The organism is Xanthobacter versatilis (assembly GCF_043193975.1).
Classification (GTDB): Bacteria; Pseudomonadota; Alphaproteobacteria; order Rhizobiales; family Xanthobacteraceae; genus Xanthobacter; species Xanthobacter autotrophicus_E.
Map to the genome: position 1 here is coordinate 23891 of NZ_JBAFVB010000011.1, position 24465 is coordinate 48355.

At 69.2% G+C, this 24465-nt stretch carries 24 protein-coding genes; 6 read left to right on the top strand and 18 right to left on the bottom strand.

Translation table 11 applies throughout. The features are described from left to right. Window positions 1-38 precede the first annotated feature (38 nt). A complete protein-coding gene (locus V5F66_RS18515; RefSeq protein ID WP_012114510.1) occupies window positions 39-245 on the top strand; it encodes a CsbD family protein in 207 nt (68 codons plus the stop codon). 57 nt (window positions 246-302) lie between these two features. Here V5F66_RS18515 and folK read toward each other — a convergent pair whose 3' ends face one another. The 4 genes from folK to V5F66_RS18535 form a co-directional block, all read right to left on the bottom strand. Further along, window positions 303-794 carry a 2-amino-4-hydroxy-6-hydroxymethyldihydropteridine diphosphokinase gene (folK, locus tag V5F66_RS18520; RefSeq protein WP_394094461.1) on the bottom strand — a complete coding sequence of 164 codons (492 nt, stop codon included), beginning with the start codon at window positions 792-794 and terminating at the stop codon, window positions 303-305. Beyond that, the gene (gene folP / locus V5F66_RS18525; protein WP_394094462.1) at window positions 791-1627 is read right to left on the bottom strand and encodes a dihydropteroate synthase; all 837 of its coding nucleotides are present in this window, start codon (window positions 1625-1627) and stop codon (window positions 791-793) included. The genes folK and folP overlap by 4 nt, the downstream gene beginning before the upstream one ends. A 145-nt stretch (window positions 1628-1772) precedes the next feature. After that, entirely contained in the window at window positions 1773-2429 is a 657-nt protein-coding gene (gene msrA / locus V5F66_RS18530; protein ID WP_394007844.1) for a peptide-methionine (S)-S-oxide reductase MsrA, read from the bottom strand. Between the two features lie 206 nt (window positions 2430-2635). Next, the gene (locus tag V5F66_RS18535) at window positions 2636-2953 is read right to left on the bottom strand and encodes a hypothetical protein (protein ID WP_394094463.1); all 318 of its coding nucleotides are present in this window, start codon (window positions 2951-2953) and stop codon (window positions 2636-2638) included. A 432-nt stretch (window positions 2954-3385) separates the two neighbouring features. Between V5F66_RS18535 and V5F66_RS18540 the strand changes: the two genes are divergently transcribed. Together V5F66_RS18540 and ppa are read left to right on the top strand one after the other, a co-directional pair. Further along, on the top strand, window positions 3386-3895 hold the full coding sequence (locus V5F66_RS18540; protein ID WP_041575506.1) for a GNAT family N-acetyltransferase: 510 nt from the start codon (window positions 3386-3388) through the stop codon (window positions 3893-3895). A 52-nt stretch (window positions 3896-3947) separates the two neighbouring features. Further along, window positions 3948-4490: an inorganic diphosphatase gene (gene ppa / locus V5F66_RS18545; protein WP_012114515.1), complete on the top strand. Its 543-nt coding sequence runs from the start codon at window positions 3948-3950 to the stop codon at window positions 4488-4490. A gap of 113 nt (window positions 4491-4603) precedes the next feature. Here ppa and V5F66_RS18550 read toward each other — a convergent pair whose 3' ends face one another. The 10 genes from V5F66_RS18550 to V5F66_RS18595 all read right to left on the bottom strand — a co-directional run bounded on the left by V5F66_RS18550 (window position 4604) and on the right by V5F66_RS18595 (window position 17854). Next, complete coding sequence (locus V5F66_RS18550) at window positions 4604-7282, bottom strand: nitrate reductase (RefSeq protein WP_394094464.1); 2679 nt, start codon at window positions 7280-7282, stop codon at window positions 4604-4606. Between the two features lie 33 nt (window positions 7283-7315). After that, window positions 7316-8944, bottom strand: coding sequence for a sulfite reductase subunit alpha (locus V5F66_RS18555; protein ID WP_012114517.1), 1629 nt, complete (start codon window positions 8942-8944; stop codon window positions 7316-7318). 81 nt (window positions 8945-9025) lie between these two features. Continuing rightward, window positions 9026-10786 carry a NirA family protein gene (locus tag V5F66_RS18560; RefSeq protein WP_394094465.1) on the bottom strand — a complete coding sequence of 587 codons (1761 nt, stop codon included), beginning with the start codon at window positions 10784-10786 and terminating at the stop codon, window positions 9026-9028. Window positions 10787-10797: 11 nt separating this feature from the next. Then, window positions 10798-12018: an NAD(P)/FAD-dependent oxidoreductase gene (locus V5F66_RS18565; RefSeq protein ID WP_394094466.1), complete on the bottom strand. Its 1221-nt coding sequence runs from the start codon at window positions 12016-12018 to the stop codon at window positions 10798-10800. A gap of 10 nt (window positions 12019-12028) precedes the next feature. After that, window positions 12029-12451, bottom strand: a complete 423-nt coding sequence (locus V5F66_RS18570; protein ID WP_012114520.1) for a globin family protein — start codon at window positions 12449-12451, stop codon at window positions 12029-12031. Window positions 12452-12516: 65 nt separating this feature from the next. Continuing rightward, window positions 12517-13311, bottom strand: a complete 795-nt coding sequence (locus tag V5F66_RS18575) for an ABC transporter ATP-binding protein (protein WP_012114521.1) — start codon at window positions 13309-13311, stop codon at window positions 12517-12519. A gap of 22 nt (window positions 13312-13333) precedes the next feature. Beyond that, complete coding sequence (gene ntrB / locus V5F66_RS18580) at window positions 13334-14230, bottom strand: nitrate ABC transporter permease (protein ID WP_012114522.1); 897 nt, start codon at window positions 14228-14230, stop codon at window positions 13334-13336. Between the two features lie 174 nt (window positions 14231-14404). Continuing rightward, window positions 14405-15757 (bottom strand): CmpA/NrtA family ABC transporter substrate-binding protein, encoded by a 1353-nt coding sequence (locus V5F66_RS18585; RefSeq protein ID WP_394053888.1) that lies wholly within the window; start codon window positions 15755-15757, stop codon window positions 14405-14407. A 376-nt stretch (window positions 15758-16133) separates the two neighbouring features. Then, complete coding sequence (locus V5F66_RS18590) at window positions 16134-17267, bottom strand: CmpA/NrtA family ABC transporter substrate-binding protein (protein WP_394007832.1); 1134 nt, start codon at window positions 17265-17267, stop codon at window positions 16134-16136. Next, complete coding sequence (locus V5F66_RS18595) at window positions 17264-17854, bottom strand: ANTAR domain-containing response regulator (protein WP_394001429.1); 591 nt, start codon at window positions 17852-17854, stop codon at window positions 17264-17266. Before V5F66_RS18595 ends, V5F66_RS18590 begins: the two co-directional genes overlap by 4 nt. Before the next feature lie 181 nt (window positions 17855-18035). Between V5F66_RS18595 and V5F66_RS18600 the strand changes: the two genes are divergently transcribed. The 3 genes from V5F66_RS18600 to V5F66_RS18610 are packed head-to-tail and all read left to right on the top strand — an operon-like array spanning window position 18036 to window position 21471. Beyond that, entirely contained in the window at window positions 18036-19631 is a 1596-nt protein-coding gene (locus V5F66_RS18600) for a hypothetical protein (RefSeq protein ID WP_394094467.1), read from the top strand. An 8-nt stretch (window positions 19632-19639) separates the two neighbouring features. Next, window positions 19640-20566: a hypothetical protein gene (locus V5F66_RS18605; protein ID WP_394094468.1), complete on the top strand. Its 927-nt coding sequence runs from the start codon at window positions 19640-19642 to the stop codon at window positions 20564-20566. Further along, window positions 20563-21471 (top strand): hypothetical protein, encoded by a 909-nt coding sequence (locus V5F66_RS18610; RefSeq protein WP_394094469.1) that lies wholly within the window; start codon window positions 20563-20565, stop codon window positions 21469-21471. The genes V5F66_RS18605 and V5F66_RS18610 overlap by 4 nt, the downstream gene beginning before the upstream one ends. Window positions 21472-21594: 123 nt before the next feature. Here V5F66_RS18610 and rplS read toward each other — a convergent pair whose 3' ends face one another. The 4 genes from rplS to V5F66_RS18630 form a co-directional block, all read right to left on the bottom strand. Further along, on the bottom strand, window positions 21595-22017 hold the full coding sequence (rplS, locus tag V5F66_RS18615; protein WP_012114530.1) for a 50S ribosomal protein L19: 423 nt from the start codon (window positions 22015-22017) through the stop codon (window positions 21595-21597). A 105-nt stretch (window positions 22018-22122) separates the two neighbouring features. Further along, the gene (gene trmD, locus V5F66_RS18620) at window positions 22123-22839 is read right to left on the bottom strand and encodes a tRNA (guanosine(37)-N1)-methyltransferase TrmD (RefSeq protein ID WP_394053884.1); all 717 of its coding nucleotides are present in this window, start codon (window positions 22837-22839) and stop codon (window positions 22123-22125) included. 75 nt (window positions 22840-22914) lie between these two features. Beyond that, a complete protein-coding gene (rimM, locus tag V5F66_RS18625) occupies window positions 22915-23472 on the bottom strand; it encodes a ribosome maturation factor RimM (RefSeq protein WP_394053883.1) in 558 nt (185 codons plus the stop codon). A 95-nt stretch (window positions 23473-23567) separates the two neighbouring features. Continuing rightward, complete coding sequence (locus V5F66_RS18630; RefSeq protein ID WP_394007823.1) at window positions 23568-24374, bottom strand: GntR family transcriptional regulator; 807 nt, start codon at window positions 24372-24374, stop codon at window positions 23568-23570. Window positions 24375-24465: the final 91 nt, after the last annotated feature.

Here is a 24465-nt window from a genome sequence, read left to right on the forward strand (position 1 = left end):
TCTTCCAGCATAATTCCACTCCAACGGAGGACGAACGCATGAACTGGGATCGCATTGAAGGCAACTGGAAGCAGATGACCGGCAATCTCAAGGCGCAGTGGGGCAAGCTCACTGACGACGACATGACCGAAATCAACGGCAACCGCGAGATCCTCGAAGGCAAGCTGCAGGAGCGCTACGGCTATGCCAAGGATGAGGTGAAGCGCCAGGTGGATACCTGGTCCACCAACATCCGCACCATGTGATCGCGGACCTCTCCGACCCGCCCCGCGCCACCCGGCGCGGGGCTTTTTTGTGCGTTTTCAAGCGACTGCGACCTTCACGATGCCGCTCTTGTCGAGCGCCGCCAGCGCATCCGCCGCGCGCACCCCTGAGATCACGATGTCCGGTGCGATCTCGGTCAGGGGGACCAGGGCGAAGGCGCGCTCAAGCAGGCGGGGATGCGGGATCTCCAGGTCCGGCTCGGCGATCGTCTCGTTTGCGAACAACAGGATATCGATGTCGATGCGGCGGGGCCCGAAGCGCACCTCGTGGGGCCGGTCGCGCCCCAGCATGCGCTCCACCGAAAGGGCCAGCAACAGCAGGCTGCGGGGCGGCACCGGGCTTTGGATTTCAACCACTTGGTTGAGGTACGGCCCCTGCGGGATCGGCCCCCAGGGCGGCGTCTCATAGAGCGAGGAGCGGGCGCCGATGGTGAGGCCGGCGCGGGCCAGCACACCCAGCGCCAGGCCCATGGTGGCGGCCCGGTCGCCCACGTTGGAGCCCAGGCACAGATAGGCGGTGCGGCTGGTCACGAGGCGTCCCGGATGGCCTCGGCGACGCGCGCCGCCTGCACATGGGCGGCTACGTCATGCACCCGGATGATCTCTACCCCGGCCATGATGGCGATGACGTTGGAGGCGATGGTGCCCGGCAGGCGTTCCGCCGGCACGGTATCGATCACCTTTCCGATCAAGGACTTGCGCGACGCGCCGAGCAGGATCGGCAGTCCCAGCACGCGCAGCTCGCCGAGGCGGCGGATGGCGGAGAGGTTCTGCGGGAAGCTCTTGCCGAAGCCGATGCCGGGGTCGAGCACCAGACGCTCGCGCTTCACGCCCGCCTTGTCGGCCGTATCGAGAGCTTTCGCGAAGAAGGCCAGCATATCGGCGACGATATCGAGGGATTCATCGACTTCGGTTCGGTTATGCATGATGACGGCGGCGGCATCGTACTCCGCCACCACTTTGGCCATGTCCGGATCGCGGGAAAAGCCCCACACGTCGTTGACGATCACCGCCCCCGCCTCCAGCGCCCGCCGCGCGACCGAGGCCTTGTAAGTGTCCACCGAGATCGGCACGCCGGTCTCGGCGGCCAGCGGCGCGAGCACCGGGGCGAGGCGTGCCCATTCGTCCTCCGCCTCCACCGGGGTGTGGCCCGGCCGCGTCGATTCGCCGCCCACGTCGAGCAGGTCCGCGCCCTCGGTCACCAGCCTCCGGGCGTTGGCGAGGGCGCTGTCCGGCGCGGCGCTGGCGCCGCCGTCGGAGAAGGAATCGGGCGTCACGTTCAGGATGCCCATGACGAGGGTGCGCGGGCCGAGCGCGAGGGCGCGGCCACGGGCAAGGAGGGTGCGGGAGGGAGCAGCGGGCAAGGAGGGGCGAGCCTGGGCACGATCAAGGAGAGGGGCGCCCAATGAACCGCGCGGCGCCCGCCTTTGCAACAGGGGGCCGAAACGAAGCAGGGCGCAGCCTGCGCCGCGCCCTGCCTGAAAAGTGTGCTCCTGTCGTGCCGGGAGGCTACTGCGCCGCGACTCCGGTGCCGATGGGGCAGGAGACGCCGGTGCCGCCGAGGCCGCAATAGCCGGCGGGGTTCTTGGCCAGATACTGCTGGTGGTAGCCTTCCGCGAAATAGAACGGCCCCAGCTCCGCGATCTCGGTGGTGATCGGCCCAAAGCCCTTGGCCTTCAGCGCCGGCTCGTAGGCGGCCTTGGCCGCTTCCGCCGCCACCCGCTGGCTGGCATTGGTCACATAGATGCCGGAGCGGTACTGGGTGCCCACGTCATTGCCCTGGCGCATGCCCTGGGTGGGGTCGTGGGATTCGAAGAACAGGCGCACCAGCTCGTCATAGCTCACGGCCTTGGGATCATAGACCACCAGCACCGCCTCGGTATGCCCGGTGCGGCCAGAGCACACCTCCTCGTAAGTGGGGTTCTCGGTGATGCCGGCCACATAGCCGACAGCGGTGGCCCACACGCCGGGGGTCTGCCAGAACTTGCGCTCGGCGCCCCAGAAGCAGCCGAGGGCGAACACCGCGGTCTCGAACCCGGCGGGGTAGGGGCCCTTGAGGGCATGGCCGTTGACGAAATGGGTCTCGGCGGTGGGCACGGGCGTGCTGCGGCCGGGCAGGGCGTCGGCCTTGGTGGGCAGGTCGAGGGACTTCTTCAGCCAGAACATGGCGGGCTCCTCGCGGGGGCGCCGCGCCGGGCATCGGACCCGTCGCGCGCGAATGGGGCTTGAAGGAAAGCGCCGGCGGCAAGCCGGGCCGGATCCCCAATATGGGATGTGCCCGGCATTTCCGCGAGGGGGTGCCCTTCGGCCGAGCAATTTCGATTGATGCGTTTTCGTCACGCGAACCGGTGCCCGCTTCGCTCGAGAACGCTTTAGCGCGAAACCTCGAAGCGCGAGCGCTCGCGCACCCGGCCGAGGGCGAGCAGGATCACCCCCACCACCACCAGCAGCAGGAAGGCCGGCAGGGACAAAAGCGGCAGGATGGCGGTGCTCCACAGCAGCGGCAGGCCGGCGCGGCCGGAGCGTTCGGCCTGTTCCAGGGTGCCCGGCGAAAGCGCGAACCAGGCATCTCCGGTGGAGGTGAACACAAGCGCGGAGGCCGCGATGGAGCGCGTGCCATCCACGATGAGGGAGACAAAGCCGCCGGCCACAAGCCAGAATCCGATGAAGCGGAACAGGAAGCGGATCATGGGTGGGCGCCTGGCTCCCTTGCATCTGCGGGCTGCGCGCCCGGCCATTCCCATTTAGGCGGGATCGCACAAGATTGCACGCCCCTCGGTGCGGGGGGCGGCGCCTTGGGGCGATAGAGCGCCGTCGCCGTCCGGCTTGACCGGACGGCCCATGGCTCGGCCGGGACAATGCGGCGGGGGCTTGCAAAGCGGCGAGATGGACCCTCCGGTCACGCCGGAGGGTGACGGGGTGGAAAAGTGCCCCTCCCTTCTCCCCCTCGCGGGAGAGGGCCGTTGAGGGAGTTACGGCGGCTTGGGGAGGGAGGGCAGCTCCCTTTGCTCCGGCAATCAAGCCCGCAGCCCGCCCCGCCATGCACAGGCCGCCGGGCGGTATGTCGCTGCTGCGCACCATTGCCCCTTGAAGCCGGGCGCGGGGAATGCTTCCATCACGTCATGAGCACGGGCCTCATTGAAATCCGCAGGGCCAAGCCGGCCGACGCCAAGGCGATCGCGGCGGTTCACGACGCGGCTTGGCGCACGGCCTATCGTGGCCTCATTCCCGGCGTCGAGCTTGAGCGCATGGTGGAGCGGCGTGGCCCGCGCTGGTGGGATGCCGCGATCCGGCGTGGTAGCCGGCTCTCCGTGCTGCTGGTGGGCGATGATCTCGCCGGCTATGTGAATTACGGTGGCAACCGCGCCAAGAGCCTGCCCTATGGCGGCGAGATCTATGAGATCTACCTACAACCTTTGTATCAGGGCCTCGGTTTCGGACAGCGGCTGTTTTCGGCGGCCCGCCGGGACCTAAGTCTCGCCCGGCTCGACGGAATGGTGGTTTGGGCACTGGCCGAAAACGAGAATGCGGTGGGCTTCTATCGGGCCTTAGGAGGGCAACCGGTCGCATCCTCCACCGAGCAGTTCGGCTCGAAAACGCTGGACAAGATCGCCTTCGCTTGGCAGCGGTAACCTCCGCGCGGGCAACCGCCCGCGTGGACCGTAGCTATCCAGCGAGTGTATCATGCGCATCGATGCGATCCCGATCGGCAAGAACCCGCCCCACGATGTCAATGTCGTGATCGAGGTGCCCATCGGCGGCGAGCCTATCAAATACGAACTCGACAAGGCTGCCGGCACGCTCTTCGTCGATCGCTTCCTTTATACCGCCATGCGGTATCCCGGAAACTACGGTTTCATTCCCCACACTCTTTCCGGCGACGGCGACCCCTGCGACGTTCTGGTGGCGAATACCCGCGCCATCATGGCCGGCGCGGTGATCAGCGTGCGTCCCGTGGGCGTGCTGCTGATGGAGGACGAGGCCGGCGTCGATGAGAAGATCATCGCCGTTCCCTCTTCCAAGCTCACCAAGCGCTACGACCGGGTCACCAACCATTCCGACCTGCCGGAGATCACGCTCAAGCAGATCGAGCACTTCTTCGAGCACTACAAGGATCTCGAGCCCAACAAGTGGGTGAAGATCCTGCGCTGGGGCGATGCCGCCGAAGCGCACAAGCTCATCCTCGAAGGCATCGAGCGCGCCAAGGCCGAAGGCAAGGAAGGCTGAGGCGTTCCCTTAGAGCGTTTTCGAGCGAAGTGGATTTCCGGTTCGCGTGAAGAAAACGCTCTAGTGAGCCAGTCGAGCGGCACACGCTCGAAAGGGGCGGGACCACCCGCCCCTCAGGCCGGTACCGTCGTCTCCGCGAGGAGGCGGCGGATCTCGGGCAGGCATGAGCCGCAGTTCGTGCCGGCCTTGAGCTTTTCCCCTACCATGGCCGCATCGTGCGCGCCGGCGCGGATGGCGCCCACGATGGCGTCGCGCGGCACGCCGAAGCACGCGCAGACCAGCGGACCGCATGCGGCTGCAGCTCCCGCCCGCCGGCCCGCCAGCAGGGTGCGCCGGTCGGCGGTGGAGACGGTGTCTTCCTTAAGCAGGCCCTTGAGCGCGTCCCAGGCCACCCGCCGGCCGGCCGTGCCCACGAACACCGCGAAATCCAGCCGCCCGTCGGCGTCGAAGGCGGCAGCCCTGTAGAGGCCGGAGGGGGCGTCCAACAGTTCCGCCACGTCTGCCGGGCCTTCCGCCTTCACCCACTGCGCCCACTCGTCCGGGCCGAGGCTGCCGGCCATGCGCCAGCCGAAGCCGCCCTCCAGCGCCGCCCGCGCCCACCACAGGCCCTGCGGCATCGCAAGTGGGCGCCGCGACAGCACGAAGCCTTCGAACGGCGCGGTAAAGGGTGCGAGGGTGGCCGGTGTCGCCTTGGAATCGGGCTGGCCGGAGAAGGGGTCGGTGACCGCATGCACCAGCGGCCCGACCCGCCCGTGGGAGGAGGTCGCCTCGCTCCAGTGGATGGGCGCGAACAGGGTGCCGCGCTTTTGCCCGGCATCGATCTTCACCTCCAGCACCGCCGCGCCATGGGCGCTGGACACCCGCGCCAGCGCGCCGTCGGCAAGGCCGAGGGGCGCCGCATCGTCCGGATGCACGGCCACGAACGGCGCCAGGATGTGCGAGCCGAGGCGCGGCGACAGGCCGGTGCGGGTCATGGTGTGCCACTGGTCGCGGATGCGGCCGGTGTTGAGCAGGAAGGGGTAGGCCTCGCTCGCCCGCGCCGCTGCCACCGGCGCAGGCGACACGAAGCGGGCGCGCCGGTCGGCGGTGAAATAGCCGCCGTCCGCGAACAGCCGTGTTGTGCCCTGCGGCCGCCCGCGCGGGGCCGGCCACTGTACCGGTGTGAAATCCTGGTAGGCCGTGTCCGACAGGTCGGCGAAGGCGGAGATGTCGAAATCGCGGCTGCCGGCATTCTCGAAGCCGGAGAGCGCCGCATGCTCGCGGAAGATATCCGCCGGCCCGCGCCACGCGAAGGCCGCGCCGAAGCCAAGGCGGCTCGCCACCTGCGCCAGCGCCCACCAATTGGGCTTCACCGCACCGGGCAGGGCGAGGAAGGGCCGCTGGCGGGAAATGCGCCGCTCGGAATTGGTGACGGTGCCGTCCTTCTCGCCCCAGGCGGCGGCGGGCAGCATCACATGGGGATGGCAGGCGGCGGTGTCGTTGTGCACCACGTTCTCGGACAGCACGAACAGGTCGAGGCCCTTCAGCGCCGCGCGCACGCCGTCCGCCTCGGGCAGGCTCACGGCCGGGTTGGTGCCCATGACCCACAGCGCCTTGATCTCGCCACGGCCGATGGCGGCGAACAGGTCCACCGCCTTGTGGCCCTCGCGGGTGGCCATATGGGGCGCATCCCAGAAGCGGCGCACCCGGTCCACCTCCTCCGGGGAAAAGCCCATGTGGGCGGCCAGCTGGTTGGCGAGCCCGCCCACCTCGCGCCCGCCCATGGCATTGGGCTGGCCGGTGAGGGAGAACGGCCCCATGCCCTCGCGGCCCATGCGGCCGGTGGCGAAATGGCAGTTGAGGATGGCATTGACCTTGTCGGTGCCCGCCACCGACTGGTTCACCCCCTGCGAATAGCAGGTCACGGTGCGCGCGGTGTCCGTGAACAGGGCGAAGAAGCGCGCCACGTCTTCCACCGCAAGGCCGCAGGCGCGGGCGGTGGCCTCGGCATCGGGGGCCATGGCGCGGGCGTGGGCGAGCGCGGCGTCGAAGCCGGTGGTGTGGTCGCGCACGTAATCGGCGTCGAAGGCCGGGCTCTGGGCCAGATGGGCGAGCAGGCCGGAAAACAGCAGCGCGTCGGCGCCGTGGGCCAGCGGCAGGTGCAGGTCGGCTTCCGCCGCCGTCTCGGTGCGGCGGGGGTCGATGACCACGAATTTCGTGCCCCGCGCCTTGCGCGCCGCCTCCATGCGGCGGAACAGCACCGGATGGCACCAGGCGGTGTTGGAGCCCACCAGAACGATGAGATCCGCCGCCTCCAAATCCTCATAGGAGCCCGGCACCGTGTCCGAACCGAAGCCGCGCTTGTGCCCGGCCACGGAGGAGGACATGCACAGGCGCGAATTGGTGTCCACGTGCGCGGTGCCGAGGAAGCCCTTCGCCAGCTTGTTGGCGGCGTAATAATCCTCGGTCAGCAACTGGCCGGAGAGATAGAAGGCGATGGCTCCCGGCCCGTGGGCGTCGCGCACCGTCTTCAGCCCGTCCGCGATGCGGTCGAGGGCGGTGTCCCACGAGGCGCGGGCGAGCGCCCCGTCCGTCCCGCGCACCAGGGGGTGGAGCAGGCGGGTATCGAGCCCCACCGTCTCCCCCAGCGCGGCGCCCTTGGAGCACAGGCGGCCGAGATTGGCCGGGTGGGCGGCATCGCCTTCGACCAGCGCGCCGCCCAGGCCGTCCGGCGTCGCCTTCACCCCGCAGCCGACGCCGCAATAGGGGCAGGTGGTCTTCACCGAGGGGGGCGAGGCGAGAGGCGCGTTCATGGGGGGCCGATCCTGCCTGAGGCGTTTCGGGGGTCAGTACACGTCGGCCTGGTAGCGGCCGGCGGTCTTCAGGTCGGCCACGAAGCGGGCCGCGGCCTCCGCCGAGAGGCCGCCATGCTCGGCGGCGACCGCCGTCACCGCCGCTTCCACGTCCTTCGCCATGCGCTTGGCATCGCCGCAGATGTAGAAATGCGCGCCGGCCTGAAGCCACGCCCATAGCTCTGGCCCCGCCGCGCGGATCTTGTCCTGCACGTAGACCTTGGCGGCGCCGTCCCGCGACCATGCGGTGTCGAGCCGGGTGAGGGTGCCGCAGGCCTGGAGGCCGTTCAGCTCGTCCTCGTAGAAGAAGTCCGTGTCGCGCTTCTGGTGGCCGAAGAACAGCCAGTTGCGGCCGGGGGCCTTGGTGGCGAGGCGCTCGTGCAGGAACGAGCGGAACGGGGCGATGCCGGTGCCCGGCCCCACCATGATCACATCCTTGGAGAGGTCTGCCGGCAGGGCGAAGCCGTGGGCCTTCTGGATATAGGCCTTCATGCGCGTGCCCGGCGCGATGCGGCCGCCGAGGAAGGTGGAGGCAACGCCGAGCCGGGTGCGGCCGGTCTGCTCGTAGCGCACCGCGTCCACCGTCAGGGTCAGCTTCCCGGGGGTGGCGGTGGGGCTGGAGGAGATGGAGTAGAGCCGCGGCTGGAGCGGCTCCAGGCATTCCACCAGAGCCTCCGGATCGGGACGGATGCCGGGGAACTTCTCCAGCGCCGCCAGCACGTCGAGGGTGGCGGCATCGCCGTCCGGATCAGCGCCGGAGGCCAGCGCCCGGGCCTTGGCCTTGCGATCGCCGCCGGTGATGTAGGAGATGAGGGTGAACAGGGCGTCGGGGGCCGATTTCAGGCACACCTCGCGGGAGAGCACCTCGCCCAGCGTCTTGTCGGCGATGGGGAAATCCGGCGGAGCGTGGAGCGCGGCGAGTACCGCCGCCACGAGGTCGGGATCGTTCACCGGGAACACGCCGAAGCTGTCGCCGGCCACATAGTCGATGCCCGAGCCGGCAAGATCGAACTCGATGTGCCAGGTCTCCTTCTCGGAGCCGTCCTTGTTGAGGCGGGTGCGGCCGAGGAAGGTGACCTCGCCGGGATTTTCGCGGGTGCCCAGCGGTGCCGGGGCGTGGGGCTCGTGGGCGTAGGAGACGGCGGCGGCGGGCGTGGCGGCCGGCTTGGCGGCGGGGGCGGAGGTCTCTTCCGCCAGCTGCTTCAGCATGCGCAGGGTCTCCTTGCCGCCGGGGGCGCAGAGGTTGAGCTTGCTTTCGGCGCCGTCGGCCAGTGCCTTGGCGTAGGTCTCGCAGACATAGCCGCACTGGCCGCAATCCTGCTGGGCCATGGCCGCCATCATGCGCCGGGGCAGGGCCCTGCCCTCTGCCAGCGCCATGCGCTCGGCCAGCGGCATGGCGGGGTCGTGCCAGGGTGCGCCATCGTCTTCCGGCGCTGCCGCGGGGACGGGCATGCCCGGCATCAGTGCCGCCGCGTCGCCCGCCGAGAGGGCGGTGGGGGCGCTGACCTGATCGGCGGAGAGGATGGCGGCGAAGAAGCCGTTCAGCCACGCCCGCTGCTCGCCGGTGAAGGGCGCGCTGTCGGGCAGGACGGGCACAACGGGAATGCGGGTCTGGAGGCTCATGGCTGTGGTCTCGGTGTCGGGTGGCGCGCCTTGGGCGCGAAATCGAGCGTCAGGCCGCAGTGCGGCCCGGCTGGTTGGGCGTCATGCCACCTCCGCCAGCGCCTTCAGCGCGTCGGGGTCCATGCGGCGGGTGAAGTGCGCGAATGCCTCGCCCTCCTCGCGGTGGGCGAGCCAGCTCTTCAGCAGGCGCTCCACCACCGCGGGGGCGTCTTCCGCCTTCACGTCGCGATAGAGTTCGCGGGCGATGGCGGCGTCCGCGCCGAATCCGCCGCCGACGAACAGGTGATAGCCGTCCACCGTGTCGCCATCGTCATTGATGGCCACCCGCGCGCCGATGAGGCCGATGTCGCCGATATAATGCTGGGCGCAGGAATTGTGGCAGCCGGTGACATGGATGTTCACCGGCCCGTCGAGGTCGAGGCGTTCCTCGCAATGGGCGAGGATGGCGCGGGCCGTGCCCTTGGTGTCGGCGGCGGCGAAGCGGCAGCCCTTGGATCCCGTGCAGGCCACAAGGCCGGCCTGGAGCGGCGTCGCTTCGGTGGAGAGCCCGAGCGCCGTGATGGCGGTGCACGCCTGCGCCACGTCCGCGTCGGCAACGCCCGAGATGAGCAGGTTCTGCCAGACCGTGAGGCGGATGTCGCCGTCGCCGAGGCGCGCGGCGATGTCGGCGAGGCCGTGCATCTGCTCCACGCTCATGCGGCCCACCGGCAGGCCGACGCCGATGTAATTCAGCCCCGGCTGCTTCTGGGCGTGAACGCCGAGATGGGCGAGGCGGTCGGCGTCGGCGCGGGGCGCCACCGCTTCCGCCGGCAGGCGGGTGAAGGGACGGCCCAGCTTCTTTTCCACCAGCGTCAGGAAACCGTCGAAGCCGATGGCGTCGAGCACGTATTTCAGCCGCGCCTTCTTGCGGTCGGTGCGGTCGCCGGTGTCGATGAAGGCGCGCACGATGGCGGCGGCGACCTCGCTCGCCTCGTCGGGGCGCACCACGATGCCGGTGTCGCGGGCGAAATCCTTGTGGCCGGTGATGCCGCCCAGCGCGAGCCGCAGCCACACGCCCGGCGCCACGCCGAACCCGTCCTTCACCTCCACCGCCTGGAAGCCGATGTCGTTGGTGTCCTCCAGCGCGCCGATGGTGCCGGCGCCGTCGAATGCCACGTTGAACTTGCGCGGCAGGCCGTACATGTCGCGATTGTTGAGGATGTAGTGGTGCCACGCCTTCGCCAGCGGCCGGGTGTCGAGCAACTCCCGCGGGTCGATGCCGGCGGTGGGGGTGCCGGTCACGTTGCGGATATTGTCCGCCCCAGAGCCCTTGGCGGTGAGGCCGAGGTCCACCAGCTTTTCCAGCACGGCGATGCCGTCGGTGGCCGGGATCTCGCGGATCTGGAGATTGGCCCGCGTGGTCACGTCGGTATAGTTGCCGCCGTGGGCGGCCGCGATGTCGGCGACGCCGCGAAACTGCCAGTGGGTGAGGATGCCGTTGGGAATGCGCAGGCGGCACATGAAGCTGTCCTGCGCCGGCGCCACATGGAACAGGCCGTGGTACTTCCAGCGGAGCACGTCCGGGCCCTTGGGAAAGACGCCCTCGTGGGCGGCGGTCCTCATGCGGGGGTAGGCATCAAGGCCCAGTTCCTCGCGCTTGCCCTTCTCCTCCGGCGAGAGCTTTTTGCCCTCCGCCTCGAAGCGGGCCATGGCCTTCAGGCTCGCTGCGTCGGGGCCGGTGGGCTCGGCGGCAGCGGCAGGCGCGCCTGCGGGCGCAGCGCCCCGGGTGATCTGCACCGCCTTGGCGCCGGAGACGAAGCCTTCCAGATAGCGTTTCTGGTCGATGGTAAAGTCGCTGCCCATGGGGTCTCTCCTCATGCCGCCGCGGCGATGGCGTCCCGCCCGAAGGCGAGATCGGCGCGCATGGCGGTAATGGGGGTGCGTTGGGTGATGAGGTCGAGATAGAACAGGCCATCCGCCGTATCGCCGAACAGCACGGCGCCGACGAGGAGCCCGTCCTTCACGATGAGCCGGCGATAAACGCCCAGCCCCCGGTCGGTGAGCACGATGTCTTCCGTGCCCTCGCCGCCGGTGACGTCGCCCGCCGAGAAGACGGGAACGCCCGAAACCTTCAGATTGGTGGCCATCACCGAGCCGTCGTACCGCGCCTCCTCCCCCGCGAGGCGGTGGGCGAGTACACGGGCCTGCTCATAGGCCGGCGCCACGAGGCCATAGGCGATGCCGCGATGCTCGGCGCATTCGCCGATGGCGCAGATGGCGGGATCGGAGGTGGCAAGGGTGTCGTCCACCACGATGCCGCGCTTGACCTCCAGCCCCGCCGCGCGGGCAAGGTCCGCATTGGGGATGACGCCGCAGGCCACCACCACGAGGTCGGCCTCCACCACGCGCCCGTCCTTGAGTCTGAGGCCAGTGACGCGGCCTTGCTCATCCCCCTCGATGGCGTCGCTGGCGGCCTGAAGCAGCACCTCGACGCCCTTGCCTTCCACCGCCCGCCGCAGAAATCCGGCGGCGGCGGGATCGAGCTGGCGCTCCATCAGCCGGTCCATGAGATGGACGAGGCTTGTTTTCACTCCCGCCCCGGCAAGGCCCACGGCGGCCTCAAGCCCCAGCAGCCCGCCGCCGATCACCACCGCCCTTGTGCCGGGAACGGCGGCGGCGGCGAGCAGCGCCTCCACATCCTTCAGGTCGCGGAAGGTGTGGACCCCGTTCAGGTCCATCCCCGGCAACGGCAGGCGGATGGGATGCGAGCCGGTGGCGAGCACGAGGCGCGCATAGGACAGGCGCCGCCCGTCCGCCAGCACCACCGCGCGCTCGGTGCGGTCGATGGCGACGGCGGGGGTGCCGTATTGCAGGGTCACGCCGCGATCGCGCCACCAGGAGGCGGGCTTCATCTGCGCGTCCGCGGCGGTCATGTGGCCGGCGAGCACCTCCGACAGCAGCACCCGGTTGTAGGCGAGGTGCGGCTCCGCCCCGATCACCGCGACCGCATAGCGGCCGAGCGCGCGCTGGCTCAGCTCCTCGCAGAGCTTTGCCGCCGCCATGCCGTTGCCGATGATGAGGAGGGGCTCGCTCATGTCGCGATCCTCAGGCCACCGGCTCGGGGGCTTCGGCGGCGGCGATCATGACGGAGGAGAGCAGGCCGTAGGCGTCGGCCCAGGCGGCCTTCACCTCGGGGGTGAAATCGGCGCCGAGGCCCTGCTCCAGCGTCCACAGCAGAGCGGCGCCGACGGGGGCGTAGTGCTCGGTCTTGACGCCGTAGCCCACATGCTTGCGGGCGAGGTTCTGCGCGGCGGGCACGATGCGCGGCAGGTCCTTCAGGCCGGCGACCACCACGCCGAGGGTGGCCATCAGCTTCTGGCCCTGGGTGGTCATGTCGCCCTTGAACAGGGGTTTCACTTCCGGCGCGATCTCGAACAGGCGGCCGTAGAACAGGCCCGCCGCCGTATCGGCGATGGGCGCCACCTTGGCGAAGCTGGCCTGGACCAGGTCAATCTGGGTCGGTGTCATGGCAATATCCCCGGCTTTGAAAAAAAGGTGAGGGGAGCGGGCGCGCCGGCCCGCTCCGAAAGGGCTCAGGCGGCTTCCACGTAGCGGTGGCGCTCGTGGAGGAATTTCAGCACCGCCTCGCGGGCCTTGAGGTAGGTGGCGTTGGTGACCAGCTCGAGCCGCTTGCGCGGACGCGGCAGGTTCACCTCCAGCACCTCGCCGATGCGGGCGGAGGGGCCGTTGGTCATCATCACGATGCGGTCGGAGAGCAGCACCGCCTCGTCCACGTCGTGGGTGATCATGATGATGGTGTTGCCGAGCGAAGCATGGATCTGCATGACGCTGTCCTGCAGGTGGGCGCGGGTGAGGGCATCCAGCGCGCCGAAGGGCTCGTCCAGCAGCAGCACCTTGGGCTCCATGGCCAGCGCCCGGGCGATGCCCACGCGCTGCTTCATGCCGCCGGACACTTCCGAGGGGCGCTTGTCCTTGGCATGGCCCATCTGCACCAGGTCGAGGTTGTGAATGGTCCAGTCGTGCCGCTCGGCGCGCGAGCGGGTGCCGGAGAACACCTTGTCCACCGCGAGGCGCACATTGTCGTAGACCGTGAGCCAGGGCAGCAGGGAGTGGTTCTGGAACACCACGGCGCGGTCGGGGCCGGGGGCATTCACCTCCTTGCCGTCGAGGATCACGCCGCCGGTGGTCACCGGAGTGAGGCCGGCGACGATGTTGAGCAAGGTGGACTTGCCGCAGCCGGAATGGCCGATGATGGAGATGTATTCGCCCTTGGCGATGTCGAGGGAAACGTCGCGCAGCACTTCCGTGGTGGCGGCGCCGCGGGTGAAGCTCTTTCCGATCTGGCTGAGCTCGAGATAGGCGGGCATGGGATGCTCCTCGAAAGTGCGATCAGGCAGCGCTGGTGCCGCGGGTGACGAAGGCGCCGACGCCGGCCACGAGGCGGTCGAGCACGAAGCCGACCACGCCGATGTAGACGAGGGCCACGATGATGTCGGGCAGGCGGGAGGAGTTCCACGCATCCCAGATGAAGAAGCCGATGCCGACGCCGCCGGTGAGCATTTCAGCGGCCACGATGGCGAGCCAGGACAGGCCGATGCCGATGCGAAGCCCGGTGAAGATGTAGGGCGCCGCCGAGGGCAGCATGATCTTCCAGAAGAATTCGACCGGGTTCAGCCGCAGCACCAGGGCCACGTTGCGGTAATCCTGCGGAATATTGCGGATGCCCACCGCCGTGTTGATGATCACCGGCCAGATGGCGGTGATGAAGATCACGAAGATGGCCGAGGGATTCGAGTCGCGGAACGCGGCCAGCGCGATGGGCAGCCACGCCAGCGGCGGCACCGTGCGCAGCACCTGGAAGATGGGATCGAGCCCGCGCATGGCCCATACCGACTGGCCGATCACGGCGCCGACCAGGATGCCCACCACCGCCGCGAGGCCGAAGCCTACCGCCACCCGCTGGAGCGAGACCAGCACGCGCCAGCCGAGGCCGATATCCTGCGGGCCGGCGACGAAGAAGGGATCGAGGATCAGGTCCTTCGAATCCGCCCAGATGCGGCTCGGCGGCGGCAGGGTGGCGCCGGGGCCGGAGCACAACAGCTCCCACAGCAGGCCCAGCAGCACCACCATCACCAGCGGCGGCAGCACGCTGACGGCGACGTTGCGAGCGATGGCGGGCCAGCGCGAGGGGCGCGCCCGGGTGGCGGGGGCGGCAAGGCGGACCACGGCGGCGCTCCCGGAGCGCCGGGCCTCTTTGGGCGGCTCTTTCAATGCGGTGACGGACATGGGGCAAGGCTCCGGTTCGGGGCGTGTCGTATGTTCGGGGCGGACACCCTCTCCCGCTTGCGGGGGAGGGCAGGGAGGGGGCGGCTCAGTCTCTTCCCGCCGCCGTCATGGCCGGGCTTGTCCCGGGCATCCACGCCGTGCCGCTTGCACAGCGTTCGAATGGTGCGCCGGGCCTCAGGCCTCGACCCGCTTGATGCCAAGGCTCTTCAGGTAAGCCTGCGGATCGGCGGGATCGAAGACCTTGCCGTCGAAGAAGGTTTCCTTGCCGCGCGAGGTGCCGGCGGGAATATCCGCGGCGGCGACACCCAGCGCCTTGGCGGCATCGCGCCAGATGTCCTCGCGGTTCACCTTGTTCACGAGGGCGTTGATGTCCGTCGAGGGCTCGAACTTGCCCCAGCGGATGTCCTCGGTGATGAACCAGGCATCGTGGCTCTTGAAGGGATAGGACGCGTGTTCCTTCCAGAACTTCATGTAGAGGTCGGTGCCCTTCTCAACCCGGCCGTTGCCGTAATTGATGTCGCCCTTCAGGCGGCCGATGATGTCGGCGACGGGAACGTTGAACCACTGGCGCTTGCCGACGATCTCGGCCAGCTCCTGCTTGTTCTCCATCTTGTCGCACCATTGCTGGGCTTCCATCACCGCCATCAGGATGGCCCGGGTGGTGTTGGGGTTTTTCTCCACGAAGTCGGCGCGCATGCCGAGCGCCTTCTCGGGGTGGTTCTTCCAGATCTCGCCGGTGGTGCAGGCGGTGAAGCCGATGCCCTGGTTCACCAGCTGCTCGTTCCACGGCTCGCCCACGCAGAAGGCATCCATGGTGCCCACCTTCATGTTGGCCACCATCTGCGGCGGCGGCACCACGATGGTGGAGACATCCTTGTCCGGGTCGATGCCGGCGCTCGCCAGCCAGTAGCGGATCCACAGGTCGTGGGTGCCACCGGGGAAGGTCATGGCGATTTTGACTTCCTTGCCGTCGGCCCTCTTCTTGGCGAAGGCAGTCTTCAGCGCGCTCGCATCGGCGGTGACCTTGAGGTCCTTGTATTCGTTGGAGACCGAGATGCCCTGCGCGTCGAGATTGAGCCGCGCCAGGATGACCATGGGGGTGGGCACGTTGTTCTGCGTCACCTTGCCGGCGGAGATCAGGTAGGGCATGGGCGAGAGGATGTGGGCGCCGTCGATGCCGTTCTTCTCGCCGCCGAGCACGAGGTTGTCGCGGGTGGCGCCCCAGGAAGCCTGCTTGTTGACTTCCACGTCCGGCACGCCGTGCTTGGCGAAGAAGCCCTTCTCCTTGGCGATGACCAGCGGCGAGGCGTCCATCAGGGCGATATAGCCCAGGATCGCCTTGGTGGTTTCCGGCGCGGCCGCATGGGCGGACGGCACGCCGCCGGGGAAGGCCATGCGCACGGCGTCGAACAGCGCGGCAGTGCCCAGCGTGGCCGCCGTGCCCTTCAGCAGCGAGCGGCGGGACATGCCTTCGGCGGCGGGAGACTTGGTCTTCGCATCAGACTTGGTCTTCGAAGCGTCGCTCATCTTGGTTCCTCTGGATCGGCGGACGGCGCAGAGGGGACCCGAAACAAAAAAAGCCGCAGGACATCACGACCGGCCCAGAGGCCATCGGTGTCAGCGGCTTTGCTGCGGGTCCCGTCATTGGGACGAATGTTATGGGTGGCGCGATCCTCGTTGACCGCGCTTGGGGATCATCGATGCAAGCGGCGGGCCAACTGGGAGAATACGCTATCTATTTGAAATTGAACTATTTATTTTGTGATGAAAATTCAGGCAGGCTTAGATTCTGCTCTGTGGCTGCGCATGATGCGATGCACCTGCATTCAAATTGTGCGCTGCGGTGGTGCGGAGGGGCTGTTTCGAACCCATTCGCAGCGGTCTTCGGGTCCTGGCTGCGCGCCTAACTCCCATCGCCCAGGAATGCCCGCGCATCGAACACGGCGCCGAACTGGGTGGCGACGCAATCCGGCTCCGGATGCTTCACCGGCACCGGGCCGACCGCCGCATCGAAGATGTCCGGCCGGTACACGCCCATGGCTTCGCGCGCCGCGTCGGCGGCGAACTCGCCCTGGCCTGCGGCGACGATCTGGGCATACATCCACAGGGCATGGTCGCGCTCGGGTCGGTTGGCGCCGTCGCGGTTGAGCACCAGATAATCGGGATGCGCGCGCAGCCGGCCGCCGGGGGCCGAATGCAGCCGGCCGTCCAGGGTGCGCTTCAGCACGTCGGCGGGCAGGTTGAGATGGCGCGGCTCGCTCAGCAGCCGGGCGAGGTCGTCGTGGTTGGCCGGGTCCTCGCACCAGCGGGCGGCGGCGTAAAGCGCGCGCACCAGGCGGTGCAGCAGCTCGGGCTCGGCATTGGCGAAGCGGGCGTGCACCCCCAGCACCTTTTCCGGCACCCAGCCGAAGATCTCGGCGCCCAGCACCGCGATGCGCCCCACGTCGGCGTCCACCGCCACCGAATTCCAGGGCGAGCCCACGGAGAAGCCATGGATGAGCCCGCCGCGCAGGCTCTCGGCCATGAACGGGGGCGGCACCACCACGAAGCGCACGTCCCGGTCCGGGTCGATGCCGCCGCCGGTCAGGAAGTGGCGCAGCAGGTAGGTGTGGGTGGAGAAGGCATAGACCGAGGCGAAGGTGAGCGGGTCGCGGCCTTCGGCCTTGCGCTGGCGCACCACCTTGCCGAGCGCCTGCGCCGCGCCGAGGGCGGTTGCGAGGTCTTCCCCCACCTCGGCCATGGCGGCGTAGACGTGCTTGTCGATGGTGACGGCGCTGCCGTTGAGATTAAGCGCGAACGGCACCACCAGCGGCACCCGCACATGACCGAGGCCCAGCGAGGAGGCGATGGCCAGCGGCCCCAGCATGTGGGCGCCGTCGAGCAGGCCCACATTCACCTTGTCGCGGATGTTGGCCCAGGACACCTCCTTGTGCAGCTCGATCTCGATGCCCTCCGCCATGGCGAAGCCGCGCTCCGCGGCGGCGATCAGCACCGCCGCGTCGGTGAGGGGGATGAACCCCATGGCGAGCCGTCTCATCGCAGGAGCTCCGCAGCGGTGATGATGGACTGGGCAATGTCGGCGATGCGCTTCTTCTCGTTCATGGCGGTGCGGCGCAGCAGGCCGTAGGCGGCCTCTTCGTCGATGCCCTTCATCTTCATGAGGATCGTCTTGGCCCGGTCCACCACCTTGCGCTCCTCCAGCTGGCTTTTCGCCTCCTCCAGCTCCGCCTTGAGCCTTGCAAAGGCGCGGAAGCGGGAGATGGTGGTCTCGAGGATCGGCTTCACCCGGTCCTTGCGCAGGCCGTCCACCACATAGGAGGCGACGCCGGCCTCGATGGCATCCTCGATGGTCTTCGAGTCGGTCTGGTCCACGAACATGGCGATGGGTCGCTTCACCTCGCGGCTCACCTGGAACATCTGCTCGATGGTGTCGCGGGAGGGGTCCTCGAGGTCGATGAGGATCACGTCCGGGTCGATGGCGTAGATGCGCTCGAGCAGGTTGGTGCGCCCGGTGATGCGCAGCACATTGAGGAAGCCGGCCTCCTTCAGGCCTTCCTCCAGAATGGCGGCGCGCACGGGGCTTTCGTCCACGATCACGATCCGCAGCGAGAGATCATTCGCCATGAGGGTCCGGGGCATTGGCAGGTGCGGCGGGACGGAGCCGCGCCTCACCTCACCCGCCGGGACCGGCAAGGTCAAGCCTTCCCGGACGCCGCCGGCGTGGACCTTGGCGCAATCGCGCTCTAGAACGCGGGCGAATGCGGCGTCGCGCCGCGCGTCGGGTGCATGGGCCGAGGTTCCTGGGATGATGGTGAGCGTGGAGGCGGGCGAGCGGCGAAGGAGCACCGTGGCGCTGCGATGCCTCATCTTCCTCATCGTGGCGCTGCTCGGCACCGCCGTCATGGTTGCCCAGCAATTGGGCGCCGGCGCCTATGTGGCGGAGCTTGGCGCCACCGATCCCGACGAGGCGCGCCATTTCGTCACCGCCCTGATGGTGGCGGACCATGCCGCCGCCGGCTTTCCCGCCCCGGCCGCCTTCGCGGCCGACTATGCCCTTCACGCCCCGCAGGCGATTCCGCTCGCCCGGCTCAGCCTGTTCCATGGGCTGGCGGGCGGCTGGCTCATGCTGTTCATGCCGACGACGCCTGCGGCCCTGCTGCTGCCGGCGGTGCTGGCCGCGCTGCTGGTGGTGAGTGCTGGCTGGGCCACGGCGCGGGCGGCGGGCGTGCTACCGGCGGTGGCTGTGGGCTTCGTGCTCGCCGCCCTGCCGTTGCTGCGGGAGGCGAGCTTCGTTCTGGGCCTCGATCTGCCGCTGGCTTTGTTCACGCTGTTGTCCGCCTTGGCCTTCGGCCGCCATATGCGGCTGGGCACCAAAGCGTCCGCCGTCCTGTATGCCGCCGCCGGAGCGGTGAGCGTGCTGATGGCGCCTGCGGGGGCGGTGGTGGTGCTGCTGCCGCCGCTGGCGGCGCTGATGGCCCGGCGGCTCGATGTGATGGGGCGGGCGCGTGTCCTCGTGCCGCTCGCGGGTCTTGCCCTGCTGGCGCTCGTGGTGGCTTTCGCCGCCGGCCGGCTGCCGCCGGTGGTCAGCGCGGAGGGGCCGGCCTTCATCTGGCAGACGCTGCGTGCCGTCTTCGGCACCCTGCCGCTGGCCTGCGCGGCGGCGGGCCTCGCTTTCACCGTCTTCGAGGGCTGGCGGCGGGATGAAGATGCGGTGGACCCGGCCGCGCTGGCGCCGGTGGCGGCGCTGGTGCCGGCCTTCGCCCTTGCCTTCGGACTGGGCGCCGGCCGTGGCGTGGCGCTGGATGCCATTGTGCTGCTGGCGCCGGTGGCCATGCTGGCGGCATTCGGCGCCATGCGCTTGCTGGGCGTGCTGGTTTCGGGCTGGGGCACCCTGCGGGAGCTGGCGGTGGCGCTCATGCTGCTGCTTGCCGCCATGCCGGGACTGCTGCAACAGGTGCGCAAGGGCGCCATCGGCATGGATGCGGCGGCGGAAGCCTTCCTCGCCCGCGATGCGGTGCCCCCGGTGATCGTTGTCGCCGGCGATGCGCGGGGCGAGGCGGCGCTGGGGGCCGCCATCGCCCAGCGCGACCGGACCCGCCGCAGCTTCGTGGTGGATGCGAGCCGCCTGCCCGCCGCCACACCCGAAGAGCTTCTGGCCGCCCTTGACGCCATGGGCGCGGCAGCCCTCGCCGTAGAGACGCGGGAGACCGGCGCCATGCCCGCCAGCCGGCTGGCGCAGGCGACAATTCTCGCCTTCCCGGACCGGTTCCGCGCCATCGGTACCTTCCCGCGGGCGGACGGGCGGGGCGAGGTGGTGCTCTATGTGCTGTCCCGGGCCGCACCCGCGCCTTTAGACCCCGCCCCCGTGCTGCGCCGCCTCTCGGCGCCGGCCCAGCCCTGAGCCGCCCCATGCGCGATCTCGCCGATTATTCGCTCAAGGAGTGGCTGGGAGGCGCCCCGCTCGCCCATCGCCTGCGGCGCGCGCGCAACCGTCTGGTGGATTTCATCTATGCCCGCCGGCAGGCGGACGGACAGGCAGCACTGGTGGCGCGGCTGAAGGCTGAGCGCGCCCCCGCGCTGGCTTTCACCGTCGCCTTCAACATGCCCGAGGCCATCGCCTTGCTCTCAGAGGCCATGGCCCGCTTCCTGCCCGGCACGCCGCTGGTGGTGTGCGACAATTCCACCGATCCCGCCGCCCGCGCCGCCATCGCGGCTTTGTGCGCGGAGCGGGACCTCGCCTATTGCCCGCTGCCGCCCTCGCCCTATCGCGGCGGGCGCAACGGCTCGCGCTCCCATGCGGTGGCGCTGAACTGGATCTGGGCCAATCTGGTGCGCCCGGCGGCGCCGGCGGTGGTGGCCCTGCTCGACCACGATCTGCTCCCGCTTCAGGCCGACGACCTGCCGGCCCGCGTCGTCGATCAGCCCTGCTACGGCATGGCGCGCCATGGCGAGGGCAATGGGGCCTGGTACCTTTGGCCGGGGTTCAGCGTGTTCAATTACAAGGTGGTGCAGGGCCTGCCGCTGGACTTCGGCACCGACACCCCGCTCACCCTTGACACCGGTGGGCAGAACTGGAACGTCCTCTACCGCCGTCTCGACCGGGACGCCCTGGCGTTTGCCGAAACCCGCACCGTGTTCGTCGCCGATCCCGGCACGGAGGCGGGGGAGGATCACCTGCTGGTGGACGGATGGCTGCACGCCGGCGGCGCCGGCCATGGCACGCGCGGACGGGCCTTCGACACGGTGGCGCGCGCCTTCGCGGCGGACCCGGACGGCCTTCTTGCCCGACTGCGCGCCGGCGCGGACACCACCACCGCATCGGGAGCAGCCACATGAGCGGGTCTGACGGGCACAAGCGGGCCGGCCTCTCCGGCATGGTCGCCGCGCTGCCGGGCCTGCATTGGCTCAACCACGCGCGCTATGCGCTGATGGATCGCATCTATCGCAACCGTCCGGCCGAAGGACAGGCGCAGGTGGTGGAGGCGCTCAGCCGCCGCCGCGACGGCGCCGTTGCCCTCACCATCGCCTACAATGTGCCGGAGGCGGTGGCGCTGCTGGCGGATTCCATGGCGCGCTTCGCCCCCGGCACGCCGCTCCTCGTTTGCGACAATTCCACGGAGCCTGAGGCGCGGCGGGCGCTTGCCGCCATCGCCGCCGAGAAGGGGCTCTATTACCTCGCATTGCCGCCGGCCCCCTTCGTGCGGGTGCGCACCGCGCGCTCCCACGCCGCCGCCGCCAACTGGGTGTTCCACAACGTGCTGCGCAAGGTGAAGCCGCGCGTGTTCGCCATGCTCGACCACGACCTGGTGCTGCTGAAGCCCACCGACCTTGCGACACTGGTGGCGCGCCAGCCGGTCTACGGCCTCCAGCGCTGGAGCAGCCGGGTGAAGGCCTGGTATCTGTGGCCGGGCTTTTCAATCTACGATGGCAGCCTCGTGTCGAAGCCCCTTGATTTCGGCCCCGACCGGTTGCTGGGCACCGACACCGGCGGGCGCAACTGGCATGTGCTGTTCCGCAAGCTCGATGTGACGGGCTTTGTCTGGCCGCACGCGCGCTCGGTGCGGGTGCCCTCGCCCGATGGCAGCTGGAGCGAGCCGAAGATGCTGCTGGATGCCTGGCTGCATGTGGGCGGCGCGAGTTATCGCGGCGGCGAGAGCGCGCTGGCCGAGATCCGCCGCGCCTTCGATGCCGATCCGGACGGCCTGTTCGCCCGCCTGCGGGACGACGGGGCCGAGGCCTGAGCGGCCTCCGATGCCTTCGCTCGGGCGCCGCGCGGGCTCGAAACGAAAAAACGCCCCCGGGTGGTCCCGGAGGCGTTGAATACGCGAAGCTTCAGGCGGCGGATGCCGGCCTTGAGGCTCTGTTCACTCGGCGGCGGTGGGAGCCGGGGCGGACTTGCCACCCTTCTTGATCTTGCCGTCGGCGGTGCGGTCCTGGCGCTCGGCGATACGGGCCGACTTGCCGCGGCGATCGCGCAGGTAATAGAGCTTGGCGCGGCGCACCTTGCCGCGGCGGACCACCTTGATGGAATCGATCAGCGGCGCATAGACCGGGAACACGCGCTCCACGCCCTCGCCGTAGGAAATCTTGCGAACCGTGAAGCTCTCGTTGAGGCCGCCGCCGGACCGCGCGATGCACACGCCTTCATAGGCCTGCACGCGCGAGCGCTCGCCTTCCACGACCTTCACGTTCACGATGATGGTATCGCCGGGCTGGAAGTCCGGGATGGCACGCTTTTCGGCGAGTTTCGCCGCCTGCTCGGCTTCGAGCGTCTGGATAATGTTCATGTCGCCAACCTTTGTGCAGCCACCGGTTCGGCAAAACGCCCCGGTGCCACGTTGTGTCGTTTTAAGTTAAGGGACGCGGCTCCATAGCCGAGAAATGGGGCCGTGTCATTCCCTTTCCTTCATGGTCCCGTCATGCGGGAGAAGATCCGGCCGCCGCGCGCGGGTGACGGCGAGGGATTGGGCATGGCGCCAGCGGGCGACGCGGGCGTGATCGCCTGAGGTCAGCACGTCGGGGATGGGCTCGCCCTCGAACAGCTGCGGGCGGGTGTATTGGGGATATTCCAGCAGGCCCGCGGAAAAGCTCTCCTCGGTGCCGCTCTCCGCCTTGCCCATGACGCCGGGAATGAGCCGCACGCAGGCATCGAGCAGCAGCAGCGCCGCCGCCTCGCCGCCGGACAGCACCACGTCGCCGACGCAGATTTCCTCAAGGTTGCGGGCGCCGACGATGCGCTCGTCCACCCCCTCGAACCGCCCGCACAGGATCACCGCGCCGGGGCCCTCCGACAAGGCGCGCACCCGCGCCTGGGTGAGCGGGGCGCCGCGCGGGGTCATGAGCAGGCGCGGGCGGGGATCGTCGGGCGGAGACACCGCATCGATGGCGCGGGCCAGCACATCGGCGCGCATGACCATGCCGGGGCCGCCGCCGGCGGGGGTGTCGTCCACCGAGCGATGCTTGTCGAGGGCATGGTCGCGGATCTGCACTGCCTCCAGCGCCCACAGCCCCTTCTCCAGCGCCCGGCCGGCCAGGGCATGGCCGAGAGGACCGGGAAACATTTCCGGATAAAGGGTGAGGATGCTGGCGCGGAAGGTCGGGGAGGTCATGGCAGCGTGATGGGGGAGGGGGGCGTCCGAGTCAAACGGGTGCCCCTCTGCGCATCAGGTGGGAATGCGCAGCGCTCACTCGCCCCCGGTGTCCTCGCCCTCTTCCGGCTCTGCCGGGCGGCGTTCCACGAAGGCTTCGGCGACGACCACGCGCCGGCCGGGCACGTCCACCACCGGCACCGCATCCTTTGAGAACGGCACCATCAGGGTCTTGGCCTTGGTGGCGGGCAGGGTGGGGGCATATTCCAGGATGTCGCCGGCGCCGAAATCCTGCAGCGCCACCACCTTGCCGATCACAACGCCGGCCTCGTCCACGACATCGAGGCCGATGAGGTCGGCGTGGTAGAAGGTGTCGTCGTCGTCCGGCGGCGGCAAGGCCTCGCGCGGGACGAACAGGTCCACATTGGTCAGCGCCTCGGCCGCGGTGCGATCGGCGATGCCCTCGATGCGGGCGACGAAATGGTCCTTGGCCGCACGCAGGGCGGCGATGCGGAAGCGCTTCTTGCCGGTGGCGTCAGTGAGCGGGTCGTAGTCCAGCACCGCGCCGGGATCTTCGGTGAAGACGAAGAGGCGCACCTCGCCCCTCACGCCATGGGGGGCGCCGATGCGGGCGACGAGGATGCGGTCGGCCATGAAGTCTCCGGAACGGACGGGTCTCGGCGCTCAGTATCGGACAAGAGCACGCGTTCTGCGATCAGCCTAGCAAGGCTGGCTGACCGGCGCGTGCTCTAGCGCAGGTCCTCGCCCTTTGCCAAGGACTTGGACCGTGTCCCGCGCCGGGTGTCCGCGCCGGCCTCTTGCGTCGTCGTCTCGCCCGCGCCTTGCCGTAGCCCATCTGCCGCCTTGGCGCGGGCCGCCCGCTGCTCGATCACCCGCAGCAGGTCGGCGTGCACCTTGCCGATATGACCGTCGAGGAAGGAGGTGGCCTCCGCCACCGCGCCGGCCCGGCACAAAGCGATGAGCTGGGCGTGCTCGCTCTTGGCCCGGTCCATGGCTTCCGTGGTGGAGAGCTGGAGCCGGGTGTAGCGGTCCGAGGTCTGCAGCAAGGCGGCGACGATCTGCCGGGTGCGGGGCAGGGCCGCGCGATCGTAGAGCGCCATGTGGAAATCGGCATTCAGGATGCCCCACTGGCTCACGTCATGGGCCTTGGTGGCGGCGGTGAAGCGGGCGTGGATGGCGTCGAGCTTGGTGAAGTCCGCGTCGGTGAACAGCGGGATGGCGCGTTCCAGCAGGCGCGGCTCCATGATGCGCCTCAGCTCGAACACGTCGTTGATCTCCTCCACCGACAGCTCGGAGACGATGGCGCCCTTCTGCGGCACCATGCGCACCAGCCCCTCGGCCTCCAGCTGGAACAGCGCCTCGCGCACCGGGATGCGGCTGACGCCATAGGCATCCGCCAGCGCATCCTGCCGCAGCTGGGTGCCGGCGGGATGGGTGCCGTCGAGGATCGACTGGCGCAACTGGTCGAGGATCGCCGCCGAGAGCGTGCGGTGCTTGAGGCCCTTCTGGGCGGCGGTCGGGCTGCCGGAATTCATGAGGTTCAGAGCTACATTAAAAATCGTTGGCGGGGTATTGACGTGTCGATTGTATAAAATCTACATTCTGATTGAAAGCGCCAAATCGAGG